Raw genomic sequence first — 15,543 nt, 5'->3', positions numbered from 1 at the left:
CTAGGAAACGCCCCGCAGCGCGAGCCAGATGACGAGGATGATCGCGCCGACGGCAACGCCTGATGCGTAGTGCCGCAGGTAGCCCGACTGCAGCGGCCGCACAGCTTCGCCGAGCATGCGCACCAGCCGCGCGACGCCGTTGACAGCGCCGTCGACGAAGCGTCGGTCAGCAGCGGCTGCGGCCTCGAACGCCTTGGTGCCGGGACCGCCCACGAAGTTCGAGATGGTCGAGTCGACGTAGAAGACGTTCTCGAGCAACGCGGGCTCGAGCTTGTCGGTGGGAATGCGCGCCTGCAGCCACGCACGGATCGCGAACGCAATGCCCCCGAGCGCCGCCACGACGGCAACCAGCGCCAGCGCCAGCTTCGTGCCGGTTCCTGACGTGAAGTGATGCGGATGCGCCAGCACCGGTTCCAAGAAGTGCTCGAGCACCAGCCAGTCGCCCACCAGCGGCAGGTTCATGATGCCGCCGATGGCGGCTGCACCGGCCAGCAGCACGAGCGGCAGCGTCATGGTCGGCGGTGACTCGTGCGGGTGAGCGCTGTCGTCCCAGCGCTGGCCGCCGAAGAACACCAGGAAGGTCTGGCGGCTCATGTAGTAGGCGGTCAGCAGGGCAGTGACCAAGCCCACGATCCACAGCAGCGGCCCTATGTCCGGCTGCTCCCACGCCGCCAGCAGGATCTCGTCCTTCGACCAGAAGCCCGACAGCGGCGGCACGCCGGCGATAGCAAGCCAGCCCACGATGAACGTGACCGCGGTGACGGGCATGAGCAGCCGCAGGCCGCCCATGCGGCGCATGTCCTGCTCATCGCCGAGGCCGTGGATGACCGAGCCCGAACCCAGGAACAGCAGCCCCTTGAAGAACGCGTGCGTGACCACATGGAAGATGGCCGCCACGTATGCACCCGAGCCGATGGCGAGGAACATGTAGCCGAGCTGGCTGACCGTGGAGTAGGCCAGCACTCTCTTGATGTCGTGCTGCGCCACTGCGGCCAGTGCCGCGAACAGTGCCGTGGCTGCTCCGACAATGGCAATGACGGGCAGCGCCCAATCGGATGCGTCCAGCACCGGGTTGAGCCGCACCAGCAGGTACACGCCGGCGGTGACCATCGTGGCCGCGTGCACCATGGCCGACACCGGCGTCGGGCCTTCCATGGCGTCGGGCAGCCACACGTACAGCGGGAGCTGCGCGGACTTGCCGGCGGCCGCGAGCAGCAGGAGCAGCGAGACAGCTGTGGCGGTGCCGGTGGCCAGTGCCGGGACTCCCGCCGCCAAGCTCTCCGAACCGGCGTAGGACACCGTGCCGAGCGTCGTCCACAGCAGGAATGTGGCGACCATGAAGCCGAAGTCGCCGATCCGGTTGGTGACGAACGCCTTCTTGCCGGCGGTGGCCGCGGTAGGCCGCTCGTGCCAGAACGAGATGAGCAGGTACGAGCAGGTGCCCACGCCTTCCCAGCCCAGGAAGGTGACCACGAGGTTCTCGCCCAGCACCAGCATGAGCATCGAGAACAGGAACAGGTTGAGATACAGGAAGAACTTGGAGTACTTCGGGTCGCCGTGCATGTAGCCGACCGAGTACAGGTGGATGAGCGTGCCCACGCCCGTCACGAACAGCGCCATCGTCATCGACAGCGGGTCCACCAGCAGCGCAGCGTCTACCTTGAGACCCCCGATCGGCATCCATTCGAACAGCGTCGAGGTGAACCAGCGTCCGCTGTGCCCGCCAGCAGCGCCTGGCTCATTGTCGAGCCCCAGCAGCCCGGCAAACGTGACGAGCGTGAACAGGAACGACCCGGCGCTGGCCGCGGTGGCCAGCCAGCCGGCCCGCGGCTCGCCCAGACGCGGCCCCGCCAGCAGGAGCACGGCGAACCCGGCGAGGGGCAGCGCGGGGATGAGCCATACCAGTTCGACCATGGGTTCAGCCCTTCAGGGCCGACAGATCGTCCGCTGTCGCACGAGGCGAGGCGCGCAGCACCGCCACCACCAGACCGAGACCGACCACCACCTCGGCCGCTGCCACGACCAAGACGAAGAGCACCACCGTGTGCCCGTGCACGTCGCCGAAGCGGTCGGCGAAGGCAATGAAGCTGAGATTGACGCCGTTGAGCATCAGCTCGACGCACATGAGCATGATCAGCGGGTTGCGCCGTACCAGCAAGCCTGTGCCGCCGATGAGGAACAGCATCGCCCCCAGCGTCAGGTACCAGCCGGTCGTTACCTCGAGGCCGCTCACTGACGTGCCTCCTCCGACGCCTGACTGCTCTCAGCCGACGGCGGATGGCTGCCGCCGTGCTGACCTGCGCGCCGTCCATCGGCGCCGTAGCTTCGCCGGGCCAGGATCACTGTTCCGATAACCGCCACAATGAGCAACAGCGACGTCAGCTCGAACGCGTACACGTAGTCGGAGAACAGCGACCGGGCGATCGCGCTGACATCGGTGGCATAGCTCGTGGCAGCCGCGTCGGCGTCGGCGGCGACGATGCCGAGTTGCTCAAGCTCGTACGAACGAGTGCCCTTGAAGATCCGGTCCACCGCCGCAACCAGCCACACCAGCACGGCGGCACCGCCGATGCCGAAGGCGGCCGCGGTCCATCGCTGGGCCGGCAAGGCGCCCAGCGACAGCTCGGCGGCCCGATCCACGCCGAGCAACATGATGACGAACAGGAACAGCACCACGATGGCACCGGCGTACACGATGACCTGCACAGCGGCGATGAAGTGGGCCTGCAACGCGACGAACAGCACCGCAATGCCGAACAGCGTCATCACCAGCATGAGCGCCGCATGCACCGGATTGCGCGACAGCACCACGCCGACCGCGCCGACGAGGCATGCGGCACCGGCTACCGCAAACACCACCACTTCGACCATCAGTGATGATCTCCTGCCGCAGGCGCGTGGCCGTGCTCGTCGGGGTCGGTCGGCTCGTCGCCGGCCGCGAGCGGGTCGTCTTCCCCGCCGTCGTAGTCCGCGTGTTGGCCCTGCTCGGGCGCTCGCACGCCGTAGCCCAGCTCACCGCTCCAGCCGACACGGCCCTCGTAGTCGGGCTGGCCCGACGGCGAGGTGGCCCGCATCCAGCCAGACGTGTGCTCGTCGTCGCCGTCGTGCCACAGCTCCCACGGCTGGCGCCGGGGCCGGCCGTCGCCGTCGGTCAGCAACTCGTCCTTGGTGTAGATGGCGTCGCGGCGGGTCGGGAAGCTGAACTCGAAGACCTTCGTCTCGGTGATGGCCTCGGTCGGGCAGGCTTCCACGCACAGGTCGCAGTGAATGCAGCGCAGGTAGTTGATCTCGTAGACGTAGCCGAAGCGCTCCCCCGGCGACACCGGGTCGTCGGGCGAATTGTCGGCCCCGCGCACGTAGATGCAGCGGGCCGGGCAGACACCCGCGCACAGTTCGCACCCGATGCACTTCTCCATGCCGTCGGGGTAGCGGTTGAGCACGTGGCGCCCGTGGAAGCGAGGCGGCTTCGGCCGCTTCTCGTGGGGGTACTCGGTGGTGACCCGCTCGCCGAAGAGCTTGCCGAACGTGACCTTGAAGCCGTCGAGGTAGCCCATCAGCCTCCCCCTGCTGTGTTGCTGGGCGTGCCGCGGGGCGGCGCCGAGCCGGCGGGCGTGCGGTCCGGGGGCGCAGCGCCGGCGTCGAAGTCTTCGTCGATGTCGTCAACTCGACGCTTGGCAGCCCGCAGTGCTGCTGCCAGCAGCGCCCATCCCAGCGCGAACGCTGCGGCGCTCACCGCCAGCGTCACCACCAGCTGTTGCGCCAGGTTCCAGCCCTCCTGGTCGGATACCAGCTGCCGCAGACCCAGGAACATCAGCCAGAACAGCATCACCGGGATGAGGACCTTCCATCCCAGCGACATCAGCTGGTCGTAGCGCAGCCGAGGCAGCGTGGCCCGGAACCACACGAACACGAACAGGAAGGCGAGCACCTTGACCAGGAACCAGACGGTGGGCCACAGCCACGTCAGGCCGAAGAAGATGGGTCCTGCCGGACCGCCAAAGAACAGCGTGACCATGATCGCCGACATCGTGATGACATTCATGAACTCGGCCAGGAAGAACAGCGCGAAGCGGATCGAGGAGTACTCGGTGTGGAAACCGCCTACGAGCTCCTGCTCGGCCTCGACGAGATCGAACGGCGGGCGGTTCAGCTCAGCAGTTGCAGAGATGAGGAAGACGACGAACGGCACGATGCCAGTCGTCAGGATCAGCCAATTGCCGATGCCGCCCGCTTGGTCCGCCACGATGTGCTGGGTGGACAGGGAGCCAGTCACGATCACCGCCGCGACCACGGCCATGCCCAGCGCGGCTTCGTACGAGATGGCCTGTGCCGAGGCCCGTACCGATCCGATGAGCGGGTATTTCGATCCCGAAGACCAGCCCGCCAGCATCACGCCGTAGACGGCCACTGAAGACATCGCGAGCAGCAGCAGAATGCCGACCGGCGGATCGGCCACCTGCAGGATGGTCTCCTTGCCGAAGAGCGTGACCGTGCCGCTGCGAATTCCCGTGGGAGCCGACGCCGGGTTGGTGAAGACGCCGCCGATCGGCACGATCGCGAAAGCGACGAACGCGGTGACCGCCGAGATGTAGGGCGCCAGCCGGAAGACGAGGGGGTCGGCATTGGCGGGGCGGAGGTCTTCCTTGAAGAAGAACTTCACGCCGTCGGCGAAGGCCTGCAGCAGGCCCCACGGTCCGGCCACGTTGGGACCGATGCGGTGCTGCATGTCCGAGATCAGCTTGCGCTCGAACCAGATCATGAACATGGTGGCGACCAGCAGTGCAGCGAACGCCACGAGCACCTTGATGCCCATGATGCCGATGTCGCCCCAGTCGACCCCATCGGCAAACAGCGGATCCCCAGTCATCTCGACGCCTCGCCGGCGCGGGTCTCGATCCGCACGTCGGTGACTGGGGCCGTCACGTCGATCAATGCCCCCACATCGATGTGAGGCGAGGGGAACAGCACAGCGACGTTGCCGCGGGCGATGCCGGCGTCGGCCACGATCGGCAGCCGCAGCGCGCCGCGGTCGGAATGCACCTCGACTTCGGTGCCCGATTCGACACCCACTCGCTCCAGGTCAACCGGGTGCACGCGCATCACCGTTTCGGCGGCCAGCGACGCCAGCGCCGGCGTCTGGCCGACCGTCACGCCACCGTCGTACAGCTTGCGGCTGCAGACCAGGCGGAGGCCGTAGGCGTCTCGCGCTGGCGCCACGTGTTCGGGCGGGAACTCGGGCTCGAAGGCCGCTCCCGGCGCCACCACGCCGTCAGCGGCAAGGGCCGGGCCGGTCACCCCAGCATGCGTGGTGCATACAGTCGCGATCTCTGCAGTTATCTCTTCGACCGACAGGAAGCCGAGGTCGCCGCCGCACAGCGCGGCCAGCTCGGCAGCGATCATCCAGTCGGGACGCGCTGAGCCCGGCGCCGTCACCAACTCGCCGACGGCCGAGACGCGTCCCTCCAGGTTGGTCGTGGTGCCCGATTTCTCCCCGAACACGGCGGCAGGCAGCACGATGTCGGCTTCCGCCACCGATTGGCTCACGAACGAGTCCACCGCCACCACCGTGCCCGCGCCCGACACGCCGAGGCGCGCCAGCATGCTGTCGGGGAAGTCAGTCAGGGGATCAGCGCCGAGCAGGAAGAGCACGTCGATCTCGCCGGAGGCGGCTGCGGTGAGGATTCCCGTGGCGTCGTGCCCGCGTTCGCCAGGCAGTTCTCCCCACGCCGTCGCGAGCTCCGGCGGCGGGCTGGCGCTCAGTGCCCGCCCCGGGAGCATCCCGGGCGCCAAGCCCATGTCGAGCGCGCCGCGGACGTTGCCGCGGCGTGCGGCGACGAGGAAACGGGCGTGGGGGACGCGGGCGCTGATCACCGAGGCCACCTCGGCCGTCGCCTCGGCCGACTCCGACACCGACGAGCGGCCCAGCACCACGACGACCGATCCAGATGCCAGCTCGCCGACCAGCGGGTCGTCGCCGTCGAGCAGGTTCCGCAGCACCGACGCCGCCTCGCCGCCTCGGCACTGCTCGGCACGAACTGCGTTTCGCGTCAGACCAGTGGTGGCCGGAGCAATCTCGACCAAGCGGGTGGTGCCCGCTCGCGCCGCGCCGCGCAGGCGCAGGTGCAGCACCGGCAGCTCCTCGCGGAGGTCTCCGCATACCAGCAGCGTCGTGTCGGCGTTGCACGCCTCATCGATCGTCGCTGCCGGCAGGCCCACCGCCAGCTCTGCGGGCAGCCCATCGCCGAGCTGCGCATCCACGTGGTCGGTACGCAGCACCGTGCGGGCCAGTTTCGACCAGGCGTAGGCGTCCTCGTTGGTGCCGCGGGCACCGCCGAGCACGGCGATCGCGCCGGGTCGGGCCGCCCTGATCGCAGCAGCCACCGCACCGAGGGCATTCGCCCAGTCGGTCGGTTGGAAGCGTCGCAGCGGCTCATCGTCGGAGAGGTCCGAGGTGGTGCCCGACGGCGCGCGGGCCTGCAGCGGCGTCGTCACCCGGTTGGGGCTCGCCACTGAGCCGAAGGCAAAGCGACCCTTGTCGCACAGCCAGCCATGGTTGACCGGGTCGATGTCGACACCGAGATAGCGCACCAACTCGTTGCGAGACGACTGCACTGCGATCCGGCAGCCCACTGAGCACGTCGTGCAGGTGGACTCGGTCTCGACGAGATCCCACGGCCGCGCTTTGAAGCGGTAGGGCGCTGCGGTGAGCGCACCGACCGGGCAGATCTGGACCGTGTTGCCCGAGAAATACGACGAGAAGGGCTCGCCGGGGAAGGTGAGCACCTGGGTCTCGTTGCCGCGCTCGGTGAAGTCGATGAGCGGATCGCCGGCGATCTCATCCGCAAACCGGGTGCAGCGGTCGCACAGGATGCAGCGCTCACGGTCGAGGTGCACCAGCTCGGAGATGGGGATCGGCTTTTCGAAGTGCCGTTTCTCCTCGACGAACCTGGACTCGCCCGGGCCGTAGGCCATGGTCTGGTCCTGCAGCGGACACTCGCCGCCCTTGTCGCAGACCGGGCAGTCCAGCGGATGGTTGATGAGCAGCAGCTCGAGCACGCCTTCCTGTGCTCGCTGCGTGCGCTCGCTGGCGGTGTCAACCACCATCTGCGGCGAGACCGGGACCATGCAGGATGCCTGCAGCTGAGGCCCGCGGCCGGTGTCGATCTCGACGAGGCACATGCGGCACATGCCGACCGAGCTCATCCGCTCGTGGTAACAGAAGCGCGGGATGTGCACTCCGGCACGCTCCGCCGCTGCGATGACGAGTTCGCCCGGTCGCGCATCGACGGCGACTCCGTTGATCGTCACCTCGACGGTGCTTGGTGCAGCGTCGGCAGCCGCTGTGTCAGACACGGATGGACACCTCCGACACTGAACCGGATGCCGAGCTGCCAAGCAGGCCAGTGCTTGATGCCGAGCCGTGAGACGGCCCGGTCTCAAGATGCGCGTTCGGGGCCACCAGAGCCTCGAACTCCTCGGGGAACAGCGTCATGGCCGAGTGCAGCGGCGCGAATGCCGACGGACCTACGAAGCAGATGGTGGTCATCTGGTACGGGAACGGTTTCGCCTCGAGGCCTCGTTCGGGAACCGCGGCGTGAGGGAAGTCTCCCGGGCTGATCGAAGCGCCGACCTCGAGCAGCACCTCGAGATCGCGTGGTGTGCCCGTGCCGTCGCACACGCGCCGCAGCACCCGCTCCAGCCAGGTGGCCCCTTCCCGGCACGGCACGCACTTGCCGCATGACTCGTGCGCGTAGAACTTGGTCAACGTCAGCGCCGCGGCGGGGATGTCGGTGGTGTCGTCCATCACCATCACCGCGCCCGAGCCCAGCATCGAGCCCTGCGGGCCCACTTCGGAGGCCTCGAAGGGAAGGTCGAGCTGTGCCGGCGTGAACCACGGGGCTGAGCCGCCGCCGGGCACGAACGCCTTCAGCTCCCGGCCGGGACGCAGGCCTCCGCAGTAGTCCTCGCCGTAGATGAGGTCACGGAACGTGGTGGTGCCGTTGGTGATCTCGTACACGCCGGGGCGCTGAACGTGACCGCTGACAGCGATCATGCGCGTGCCCGGCGAGGTGGGCGTGCCGATGGCCGTGAATGCCGCAGCGCCGTTGCGCATGATCCACGGCAGGTTCGCCAAGGTCTCCACGTTGTTGACGATGGTCGGCTGGCCGTACAGCCCGATGGCTGCCGGGAAGTAGGGGGGCTTGAGCCGCGGCATGCCGCGGTTGCCTTCCAGGCTCTCGATGAGGGCCGTTTCCTCTCCCACCACATAGGCGCCAGCACCCCAGTGCAGCACGATGTCGACCGAGAAGTCGGTGCCGCAGATGTTGCGGCCTACCCAGCCGGCCTCGTAAGCCTCATTGAGGGCCTGCGCGACACGCTCCTGCGCGACGGCCATCTCGCCGCGTATGTACAGGAAGCACTGCGACAGCCCGACCGCATAGCAAGCAATGAGGCATCCCTCGATGAGCTGATGCGGATCCAGCTCCATCAGCAGGCGGTCCTTGTAGGTGCCCGGCTCGGACTCATCACCGTTCACGACGAGGTAGCGGGGCCACACCCCTGGCGGGCAGAAACCCCACTTCACGCCTGCAGGAAAGCCAGCGCCGCCGCGCCCGAGCAGGGTCGCGCTGCGAACCTCGCCGTGGACGTCATCGGGTGTGCGCCCCAAGGCGGCACGCAATCCCTCGTAACCGCCGGTAGCCAGGTAGCGCTCGAGCGTGTAGCTGTCGGGATGGTCGAATCGCTCGGTGACGATGCGGGGCGCGTCGTTGGCTACGAAACCAGGCGCGTGGGGAATCGTGTACGACGCCATCAGCTGAGTCTTCCGCTGAGTATGTCGCCGTCGGACGCGAAGCGGCCACCAACGCGGCGGCGGTCACTGTTCATCGCTCGGCCTCGCCGTTGCCTGCTGTTGCTGCCAGCCACACAGGCTCTTCGTTCACGTCTTCGGGAGGCACGGCGCCGACCGCTCGGCTGGCCGGGATGTGCTGCCGCACACGAGCAGTGACCCCGTGCGGCGGGATCTCTTCGTCCAGCGTGCCCGCAGCAAGGTCGTCAATGAGCTGGTCGAACCCGTCGGCGTCCACCCGGTAGCGGTAGCGATAGTTCACCTGCAGGCAGGGCGCCTCGGTGCAGGCGGCCTGGCACTCCGCGGATGCCAGCGTGAACAGGCCGTCGGGAGTGGTGCCGCCGGCGCGCACGCCCAGCCGCTCCTCGGCGTGTTCCATGAGCTCGGCGGCGCCGGCCAGCGCGCACGACATGGTGGCGCAGATGTTGACGAGGTACTTGCCCACGGGCTCCCGCTTGAACATCTCGTAGAACGAGCAAGTGCCAAGCACCTCGGCGGACGTGGCGTCGACGAGCTCGGCGATCTCCACCATCGCCTCGGGGGTGACCCAGCCGGCTTGTGCCTGTGCGACATGCAACAGCGGGATCATCGCCGACCGGCGCTTCGGGTAGCGGCCGATGATCTCGCGTGCCAGCGTGCGGTTCTCCTCAGTAAAGAAAGTCATCGATCTACCTCGCCCATGATCGGGTCGACGGAGGAGATGATGGCGATGGCGTCGGCCAGCAGGCCTCCGTACATCAGATGAGGCAGGCTCTGCAGGTTCACGAACGAAGGCGCCCGGATGTGCACCCGCTGGGGCTTGGGCCCGCCGTCGGAGACCAAGTAGCAACCCAGCTCGCCGCGCGGCGACTCGACCGCCACGTACGTCTCGCCGGGCGGCACCCGGAAGCCCTCGGTGAAGATCTTGAAGTGGTGGATCAGCGCTTCCATCGACTCGTCGATGCGAGCCCGCGGGGGCGGCGTGACCTTGCGATCCTCGGTGCGGTAGGGGCCCTTCGGCATCTTGTCCAAGCACTGCTCCACGATGCGCATCGACTCGCGGATCTCGTTCAGGCGGATGGAGTACCGATCGAAGGTGTCGCCGTAGGCACCCACCACGACGTCGAAGTCCACCTCGTCGTAAGCCAGGTACGGCATGGTGCGGCGCAGGTCCCAGGCCTCGCCGGTGCTGCGCAGCAGCGGCCCAGTGGCCGACATGGCGATGGCCTCGTCGGCAGTGATGACGCCGACGCCTTGAGTGCGGTCTCGCCAGATCGGCTGACCGGTCATCAAGGTGTCGAACTGCTCGAGCCGCTCGGGCAGCACCGCCAAGATGTGCTCCACGTCGTCTTGCCAGCCGTCGGGCAGATCGGCTGCCACGCCGCCGGGACGGATGTAGTTGTGGTTCATCCGCAAGCCGGTGACGCTCTCGAAGAACCGCAGGATCTCCTCGCGTTCACGCCAGCCGTAGAGCATCATTCCGACTGCGCCGAGGTCCATGCCGTTGGTCGCGAGAAACAGCAGATGGGAGCTCATCCGGTTCAGCTCGCACATCAGCATGCGGATCCACGTGGCTCGCGGCGGGATCTCCGTTCCCAGCAGATCCTCGACCGCGAGGCAGAACACCAACTCGGTGAACAGCGGCGAGGCGTAGTCCATGCGGGTGACGTTCGTTGGCCCTTGCAGGAACGTGAGATCTTCGGCGGTCTTCTCCATCCCGGTGTGCAGGTATCCGATGATCGGCTTGGATCGCAGCACCGTCTCGCCCTGGAGCTCCATCGCGATGCGCAGCACGCCGTGGGTGGACGGGTGCTGCGGGCCCATGTTGATGAGCATCGGCCCGTCGCCGGGCTCAGATGCGATCGCCGCTGCGTCATCGTCGACAACCGCTGCATCCAGCGCAGCCTCTTCGGAGATGCGCAGCACGGCATCCGTCGGTCGGCGGATGGCGGCAGCCGTTGCAGTGCTCATCGGCCTTCCACCGCCTTGAACTGCACCGGGATCGCGCCGATGGCGTAGTCCTTGCGCAGCGGGTGACCTTCCCAGTCGGGCGGCATGAGAATGCGGCTCGGATCGGGGTGATCGCTGAAGCTGATGCCGAACAGGTCAGCCGCTTCACGCTCGGGTGCCTCGGCACCCGGGTACAGGCCGACTGCGGAGGGCACCTGCGGATCGTCGGCCGGCACCTGGGTGCGGATGCGCAGCCGGCGCCGACCACGGAGATCCAGCAGATTCACCACCACTTCGAAGCGCTCCGGCTCGATGCCGGGCGGCACCGTACGACTGCGATTGGTGAGACCGTCCACGGCACACACGTCCACGCACAGCTCGAAGCCATCGGCAGCGGCCATGCCCAGCACATCGAGATACTCGTCGCGGCTCGGATGCAGCACGTGCTGTCCACGCTCATCAGTGCACGGCACGCCGAACATCATCGGACCCTCAGCGGCTTCCGCCGCTGGCGCGTCGGTGTCGGCTGCTGCAGCTTCATCTGCCATCAGCGCGCCGCCGGGCTTGACTGCGGCACCCCATGTGCCGCCGGGTTCGACTGCGGCACTCCATGTGCCGCTGTGCCTGACTGCGGCACTCCATGTGCCGCCAGTTCCACAGCAGCGCCGCCGCCGCGCTCGGCCCGGCGCTGGGTCAGCTCGCCGGTGCGGATCTTCTCGTGCAGCGCAAGGATCGCATGCAGCAGCGTCTCAGGTCCCGGCGGGCAACCGGGTGCATACATGTCGACCGGGACGACCTGGTCGACGCCCTGCACGATGGCGTAGTTGTTGAACATCCCGCCGCTGGACGCGCACACACCCATCGACAGCACCCACTTGGGCTCCATCATCTGGTCGTAGATCTGGCGCAACACGGGGGCCATCTTCTGGCTCACGCGGCCCGCCACGATCATCAGATCGGCTTGACGGGGCGATGCGCGGAACGTCTCCATGCCGAAGCGGGCCAAGTCGTAGTGAGCCGTGCCCGTCGCCATCATCTCGATGGCGCAGCAGGCGAGCCCGAAGGTGGCCGGCATCAGGCTGCGTCGACGTGCCCACTTCACCAACTCCTCGACCGGCGCGGTGAAGACGTTGTGCCCGAGCCCGGCGAGACCGTCGTCGATGCCGAGTCGCGACTTGAGGTCGTCGATCCCTGCCATCAGCCTGCCGCCGTCCCGCTGCTGGGTTGGCCGGCGCCACTCCATGCGGCATCGTGCTGGCCTGCACTGATCAATGCAGTGCTGTGCTGATCTGCGCCGCTCCATGCGGCGCTCGGGACATGTTCGCGACCGGTCAGCCCGACCGTGCGCACGCCCTGGACTCCGCTGCGGCTGGCCGGCGGCAGCGGGAGAACGCGGCGCTTGCGCGGGCCCCACTCCAGCCCGCCCATCGCCAGCTCATAGACGAACGACAGGAAGAAGATCACGACGAAGATCAGCATCGCCATGAATCCGAAGAGGCCAAGCTGGCCGTTCGCGACCGCCCACGGGTACAAGAAGACGATCTCGATGTCGAACATGATGAACAGCATCGCCACGAGGTAGAAGCGCACCGGGAATCGCTCGGGAATGGCGGCCTGGTCGACGATGCCGCACTCGTACGACGCCAGCTTGGCATTCGTGCTGCGCTGGGGTGCCAGCAGCCGCGATGCGATGATGCTCACCAGCACGAACAGCACAGCGAGCACGCCGAGCACCAACACCGGCAGGTATTCCGCCAAGCCGCTGTTCATGCCCGGGACCCCCTCGGCGCGTCGGTGATCAGATGCCGGCCCCAGTCTGGCCCAAGAATGGGCAACTGTTCACTGGCCCGCAGCTTCGCGCACCGCCCAGATCGCCTGATCCCGTCGATGCAGGTGGTAGCAGCCCAGGCCGAACAGCAGGGCGGAGAAGATCGTGAGCAAAGCCGGGCGAAGCCGCACGCTGCCGTGGTCACGCACCAGCACCACCGAATACACCGGCTCGTTCTCGTCGATCTGGGGCTCAGGCACCACGATCTTTCCGTCGTCGCCGAACAGGTTCGGATCGATCTCGACTCTCGGCTGGTATGGCTGGATCTGCACGACGGCGTAATGCGGCTTGCCTCTGCTCGGCAGGAAATACTGCGTGACGACGTTGTCGGGGATGCTGAGAGGCCGGTATCTCTCGCCGCCCCGGATCAGCACCCGGTACGTCTTGTATTGGTCCGCGGCCGAGAACAGGCACGAATTCACCGCCAGCAACCGGCGCGGGTCGGCACCGCCGCAGACGACATGTCCATCGGCTGCCGAGCGGGCGTCGGCTGCGAACGCCTGAGCCTGGACAATTTCGGGATCGACGACCTCGGTGGCATCGTCATCTGATGCGTCCTCGACGGCGATCTCGATCCAGCCGCGGGGCGGCCGATCGACCGGGACGCCCTCGAGCTGCTGCACTTCGTCGACCAGCACCGTCGCGGGATTGGAGGTGACCTGCAGCACGTTCCAGCCGGGCTGGCTGCCGATCCATCCGATGCCGAACACCCACCACACAATGGACATCAGCAGCATCCAGCCCCACAGCCCGGTCCATGCAACCAAGAAGCCGAGTCGCACCCCGAGATTGGTGGCCAGCAGCAAGTACACCGATCCGCACAGCACGGCGATGCCGATGATGACGGCCAAGTATCCGGTGAGAACCGGATCCCAGCTGACGATGCTGAGAAGGTACGAGGCGGTCATCCGTCGTCTCCCGCTCCGTGCAGCAGATCGAAGCCGACTGCGGCCTGGCGCTGCGGGTCAAGGTTGCGTTCGTAGGCGGCAATCGCGCGGATCTCGCGCTCGCTGAGCACCCGTCCAAAGCCGGGCATGCCGTAGTTGCCGAGACGTGCGAACTGACCGTAGGCCACGTTGTCCGCGGCGCCATCGGAGATGAACGAGACGTGGTCTGCCATGTCCGGGAACAGCCTCCGGAGGCTCACGCTGTTGAGCGCCGGTCCGTAGCGTCCGGCGCCGTCGGGACCGGGAAGCACCTCAATCGCTCCGCCATTATTGGGCAGCTGGGCGCCGCCGCGGCCGGGCCAGCGCGGCGTGTGGCACCGGGCGCAGTGGAGGTCGAACAGGACCTCGCCCTGCGTCACTGCCGGATTCGTCTCACGCTGAGCCGCAAACTCCGTTTCGTAGCGGGCCGCAGCCCGTGCCTGTGCCTCCTCGTCGGTGATCCTGTTGTCCCACAGCCATGCCACGAGGTCGTCGATCTGCTGGTCGTTGTACGGACCACCACCGTCGAGACCCCACGCCGGCATCACGCCTCGGCCGAACACCAGGATCTGCCGCACCTCGCTGACCTCGTCCAGATTCTCGGCATCGGTGTCGAAACGCGTGAACACGTCGTCGAGCGACGGTGCCTCCCACGTCGTGTTGATGACGAATGACTCCTTGTCGGAAAACTGGTGGCCGATGTCGAGCACCACTGGCGCAAAACGCGCGCCGCCGAGATCAGCGCCATGGCAGTCGAAGCACTCCGCTGCCGTTGCAACGGCCTCACCGCGGCTCACGGCCGCTTCGGAGAACGACGTCTCCGCACCTGAACGACGCCCGCCTTCGAGCATCCAGTAGACGGGCAGCACGAGCGCCATGATCAGCAGCATCAGAACGCCGAATGCCTGGACCTTCTCCAGCCGGCGTCCCTCGAGTTCCTCGTCGTCGGGCAGGTTGCCGCGGTTGGGCGCAAGCTCGATCTCGCTGCCCGCCTCGGCCTTCGCCTGGCGAATGTTGACAAAGACGTAGATCGCCCAGCCGACCACGACCACCGCCAACAGCACGATCGCGATCGAACGCTCCGTGCTGACGGCCAGCATGTGGCTCAACTCAGGCACAGTGCGGCCCCTCGAGGCCCTGGCCCGTGGAGTCGGTTCCGATCGCCGGTCCCTGTGACACAGTGCCCGTGTCGACGAAGACGTTGCCGCCCTCGATGGTCACCGGGAAGCGATCCATGCCGCGAGGTGCCGGACCGGACTTCTTCTCGCCCACGCGGTTGTACTTCGAGCCGTGGCATGGGCACTCGAACCACTGCGAGCTGCCGCACACCGGCACCTTGCAGCCCAGGTGCGGGCAGACCTGCCACAGCGCGACGTAGCCCAGCCGCATGCCGTCGAGAATCGCACCGCCGTACACCGTCTCGGCGTTCGACAGCGTCGCGGAATCGGTCGGGTAGGGCTGGATGTAGCTCTGCGCCTCGGAGAAGTACGAGAAATTCTCGGCCGGCGTGGACGACGAGATCGCCTCGTCGACCGATGCGACCGTGCCGATCTTGATCTTCGAGCCGAACCCGCCTGTCGGGCGCGGCCAGAGGAAGGCGAGCATGGCGGCATTGAAGGTGCCCAGACCGGTCGCCATCAGCATCACCGAGGACCGGTTCAGGAACTGCCGGCGGGTGACACCCACCTCGTCGGAAGGCGGCGGCGCCCAGTCCTGCGGCAGCTCCGGCTCGGCGGTGGCGACAGGCGACGGCCGGCGCTCGGCGGCCACTGCGCGTTCCAGCTCTTGTGCTTCGGCGCTCACACCGAACGCACCGGCGTCGTCGCCAGCAGCGGCATCGTCGCCGGCGGCGCTGGCTGCCAATTCGTCCCGCCGGCGGGTCTCGCGGGACAGGTGCCCCAGGCCGGTGGCATCCCGGCGCCGCAAGGAGACGAACGCGACCACGGCACCCAGCACGACGATGACCGGGATGGCAATCGCGAGAATCGTTCCGGTGGACATGCCGACGTGCT

General features: G+C 67.5%; 14 protein-coding genes and 1 pseudogene. All 15 read right to left on the bottom strand.

All coding sequences use genetic code 11. The features are described 5' to 3' along the window. Complete coding sequence (gene nuoL / locus ACOGI5_RS05600; RefSeq protein WP_419863460.1) at positions 1 to 1,914, bottom strand: NADH-quinone oxidoreductase subunit L; 1,914 nt, start codon at positions 1,912 to 1,914, stop codon at positions 1 to 3. A gap of 4 nt (positions 1,915 to 1,918) precedes the next feature. Beyond that, complete coding sequence (gene nuoK, locus ACOGI5_RS05595) at positions 1,919 to 2,233, bottom strand: NADH-quinone oxidoreductase subunit NuoK (protein ID WP_419854833.1); 315 nt, start codon at positions 2,231 to 2,233, stop codon at positions 1,919 to 1,921. Continuing rightward, positions 2,230 to 2,871, bottom strand: a complete 642-nt coding sequence (locus ACOGI5_RS05590) for an NADH-quinone oxidoreductase subunit J (protein ID WP_419863459.1) — start codon at positions 2,869 to 2,871, stop codon at positions 2,230 to 2,232. The genes nuoK and ACOGI5_RS05590 overlap by 4 nt, the downstream gene beginning before the upstream one ends. Continuing rightward, positions 2,871 to 3,554, bottom strand: a complete 684-nt coding sequence (nuoI, locus tag ACOGI5_RS05585) for an NADH-quinone oxidoreductase subunit NuoI (protein WP_419863458.1) — start codon at positions 3,552 to 3,554, stop codon at positions 2,871 to 2,873. The genes ACOGI5_RS05590 and nuoI overlap by 1 nt, the downstream gene beginning before the upstream one ends. Beyond that, a complete protein-coding gene (gene nuoH, locus ACOGI5_RS05580; protein ID WP_419863457.1) occupies positions 3,554 to 4,867 on the bottom strand; it encodes an NADH-quinone oxidoreductase subunit NuoH in 1,314 nt (437 codons plus the stop codon). Before nuoH ends, nuoI begins: the two co-directional genes overlap by 1 nt. Beyond that, on the bottom strand, positions 4,864 to 7,353 hold the full coding sequence (gene nuoG / locus ACOGI5_RS05575) for an NADH-quinone oxidoreductase subunit NuoG (RefSeq protein ID WP_419863456.1): 2,490 nt from the start codon (positions 7,351 to 7,353) through the stop codon (positions 4,864 to 4,866). The genes nuoH and nuoG overlap by 4 nt, the downstream gene beginning before the upstream one ends. Next, entirely contained in the window at positions 7,346 to 8,812 is a 1,467-nt protein-coding gene (gene nuoF, locus ACOGI5_RS05570) for an NADH-quinone oxidoreductase subunit NuoF (protein WP_419863455.1), read from the bottom strand. Before nuoF ends, nuoG begins: the two co-directional genes overlap by 8 nt. Before the next feature lie 70 nt (positions 8,813 to 8,882). Continuing rightward, the gene (nuoE, locus tag ACOGI5_RS05565; protein ID WP_419863454.1) at positions 8,883 to 9,512 is read right to left on the bottom strand and encodes an NADH-quinone oxidoreductase subunit NuoE; all 630 of its coding nucleotides are present in this window, start codon (positions 9,510 to 9,512) and stop codon (positions 8,883 to 8,885) included. Continuing rightward, on the bottom strand, positions 9,509 to 10,798 hold the full coding sequence (locus tag ACOGI5_RS05560) for an NADH-quinone oxidoreductase subunit D (RefSeq protein WP_419863453.1): 1,290 nt from the start codon (positions 10,796 to 10,798) through the stop codon (positions 9,509 to 9,511). Before ACOGI5_RS05560 ends, nuoE begins: the two co-directional genes overlap by 4 nt. Beyond that, positions 10,795 to 11,325 carry an NADH-quinone oxidoreductase subunit C gene (locus ACOGI5_RS05555; protein WP_419863452.1) on the bottom strand — a complete coding sequence of 177 codons (531 nt, stop codon included), beginning with the start codon at positions 11,323 to 11,325 and terminating at the stop codon, positions 10,795 to 10,797. Before ACOGI5_RS05555 ends, ACOGI5_RS05560 begins: the two co-directional genes overlap by 4 nt. Positions 11,326 to 11,476: 151 nt before the next feature. Next, positions 11,477 to 11,939: pseudogene (locus ACOGI5_RS05550) on the bottom strand (NADH-quinone oxidoreductase subunit B); the annotation flags it as partial. A gap of 35 nt (positions 11,940 to 11,974) precedes the next feature. Continuing rightward, complete coding sequence (locus ACOGI5_RS05545) at positions 11,975 to 12,547, bottom strand: NADH-quinone oxidoreductase subunit A (RefSeq protein ID WP_419863451.1); 573 nt, start codon at positions 12,545 to 12,547, stop codon at positions 11,975 to 11,977. Positions 12,548 to 12,616: 69 nt separating this feature from the next. Next, positions 12,617 to 13,513, bottom strand: coding sequence for a hypothetical protein (locus ACOGI5_RS05540; RefSeq protein WP_419863450.1), 897 nt, complete (start codon positions 13,511 to 13,513; stop codon positions 12,617 to 12,619). After that, a complete protein-coding gene (locus ACOGI5_RS05535) occupies positions 13,510 to 14,649 on the bottom strand; it encodes a c-type cytochrome (RefSeq protein WP_419863449.1) in 1,140 nt (379 codons plus the stop codon). The genes ACOGI5_RS05540 and ACOGI5_RS05535 overlap by 4 nt, the downstream gene beginning before the upstream one ends. Beyond that, complete coding sequence (locus ACOGI5_RS05530) at positions 14,642 to 15,532, bottom strand: ubiquinol-cytochrome c reductase iron-sulfur subunit (RefSeq protein ID WP_419863448.1); 891 nt, start codon at positions 15,530 to 15,532, stop codon at positions 14,642 to 14,644. Before ACOGI5_RS05530 ends, ACOGI5_RS05535 begins: the two co-directional genes overlap by 8 nt. Positions 15,533 to 15,543: the final 11 nt, after the last annotated feature.

It is taken from the genome of Candidatus Poriferisodalis sp. (assembly GCF_965208925.1).
Classification (GTDB): Bacteria; Actinomycetota; Acidimicrobiia; order Acidimicrobiales; family Poriferisodalaceae; genus Poriferisodalis.
This window is presented reverse-complemented; position numbering and strand designations above follow the sequence as displayed.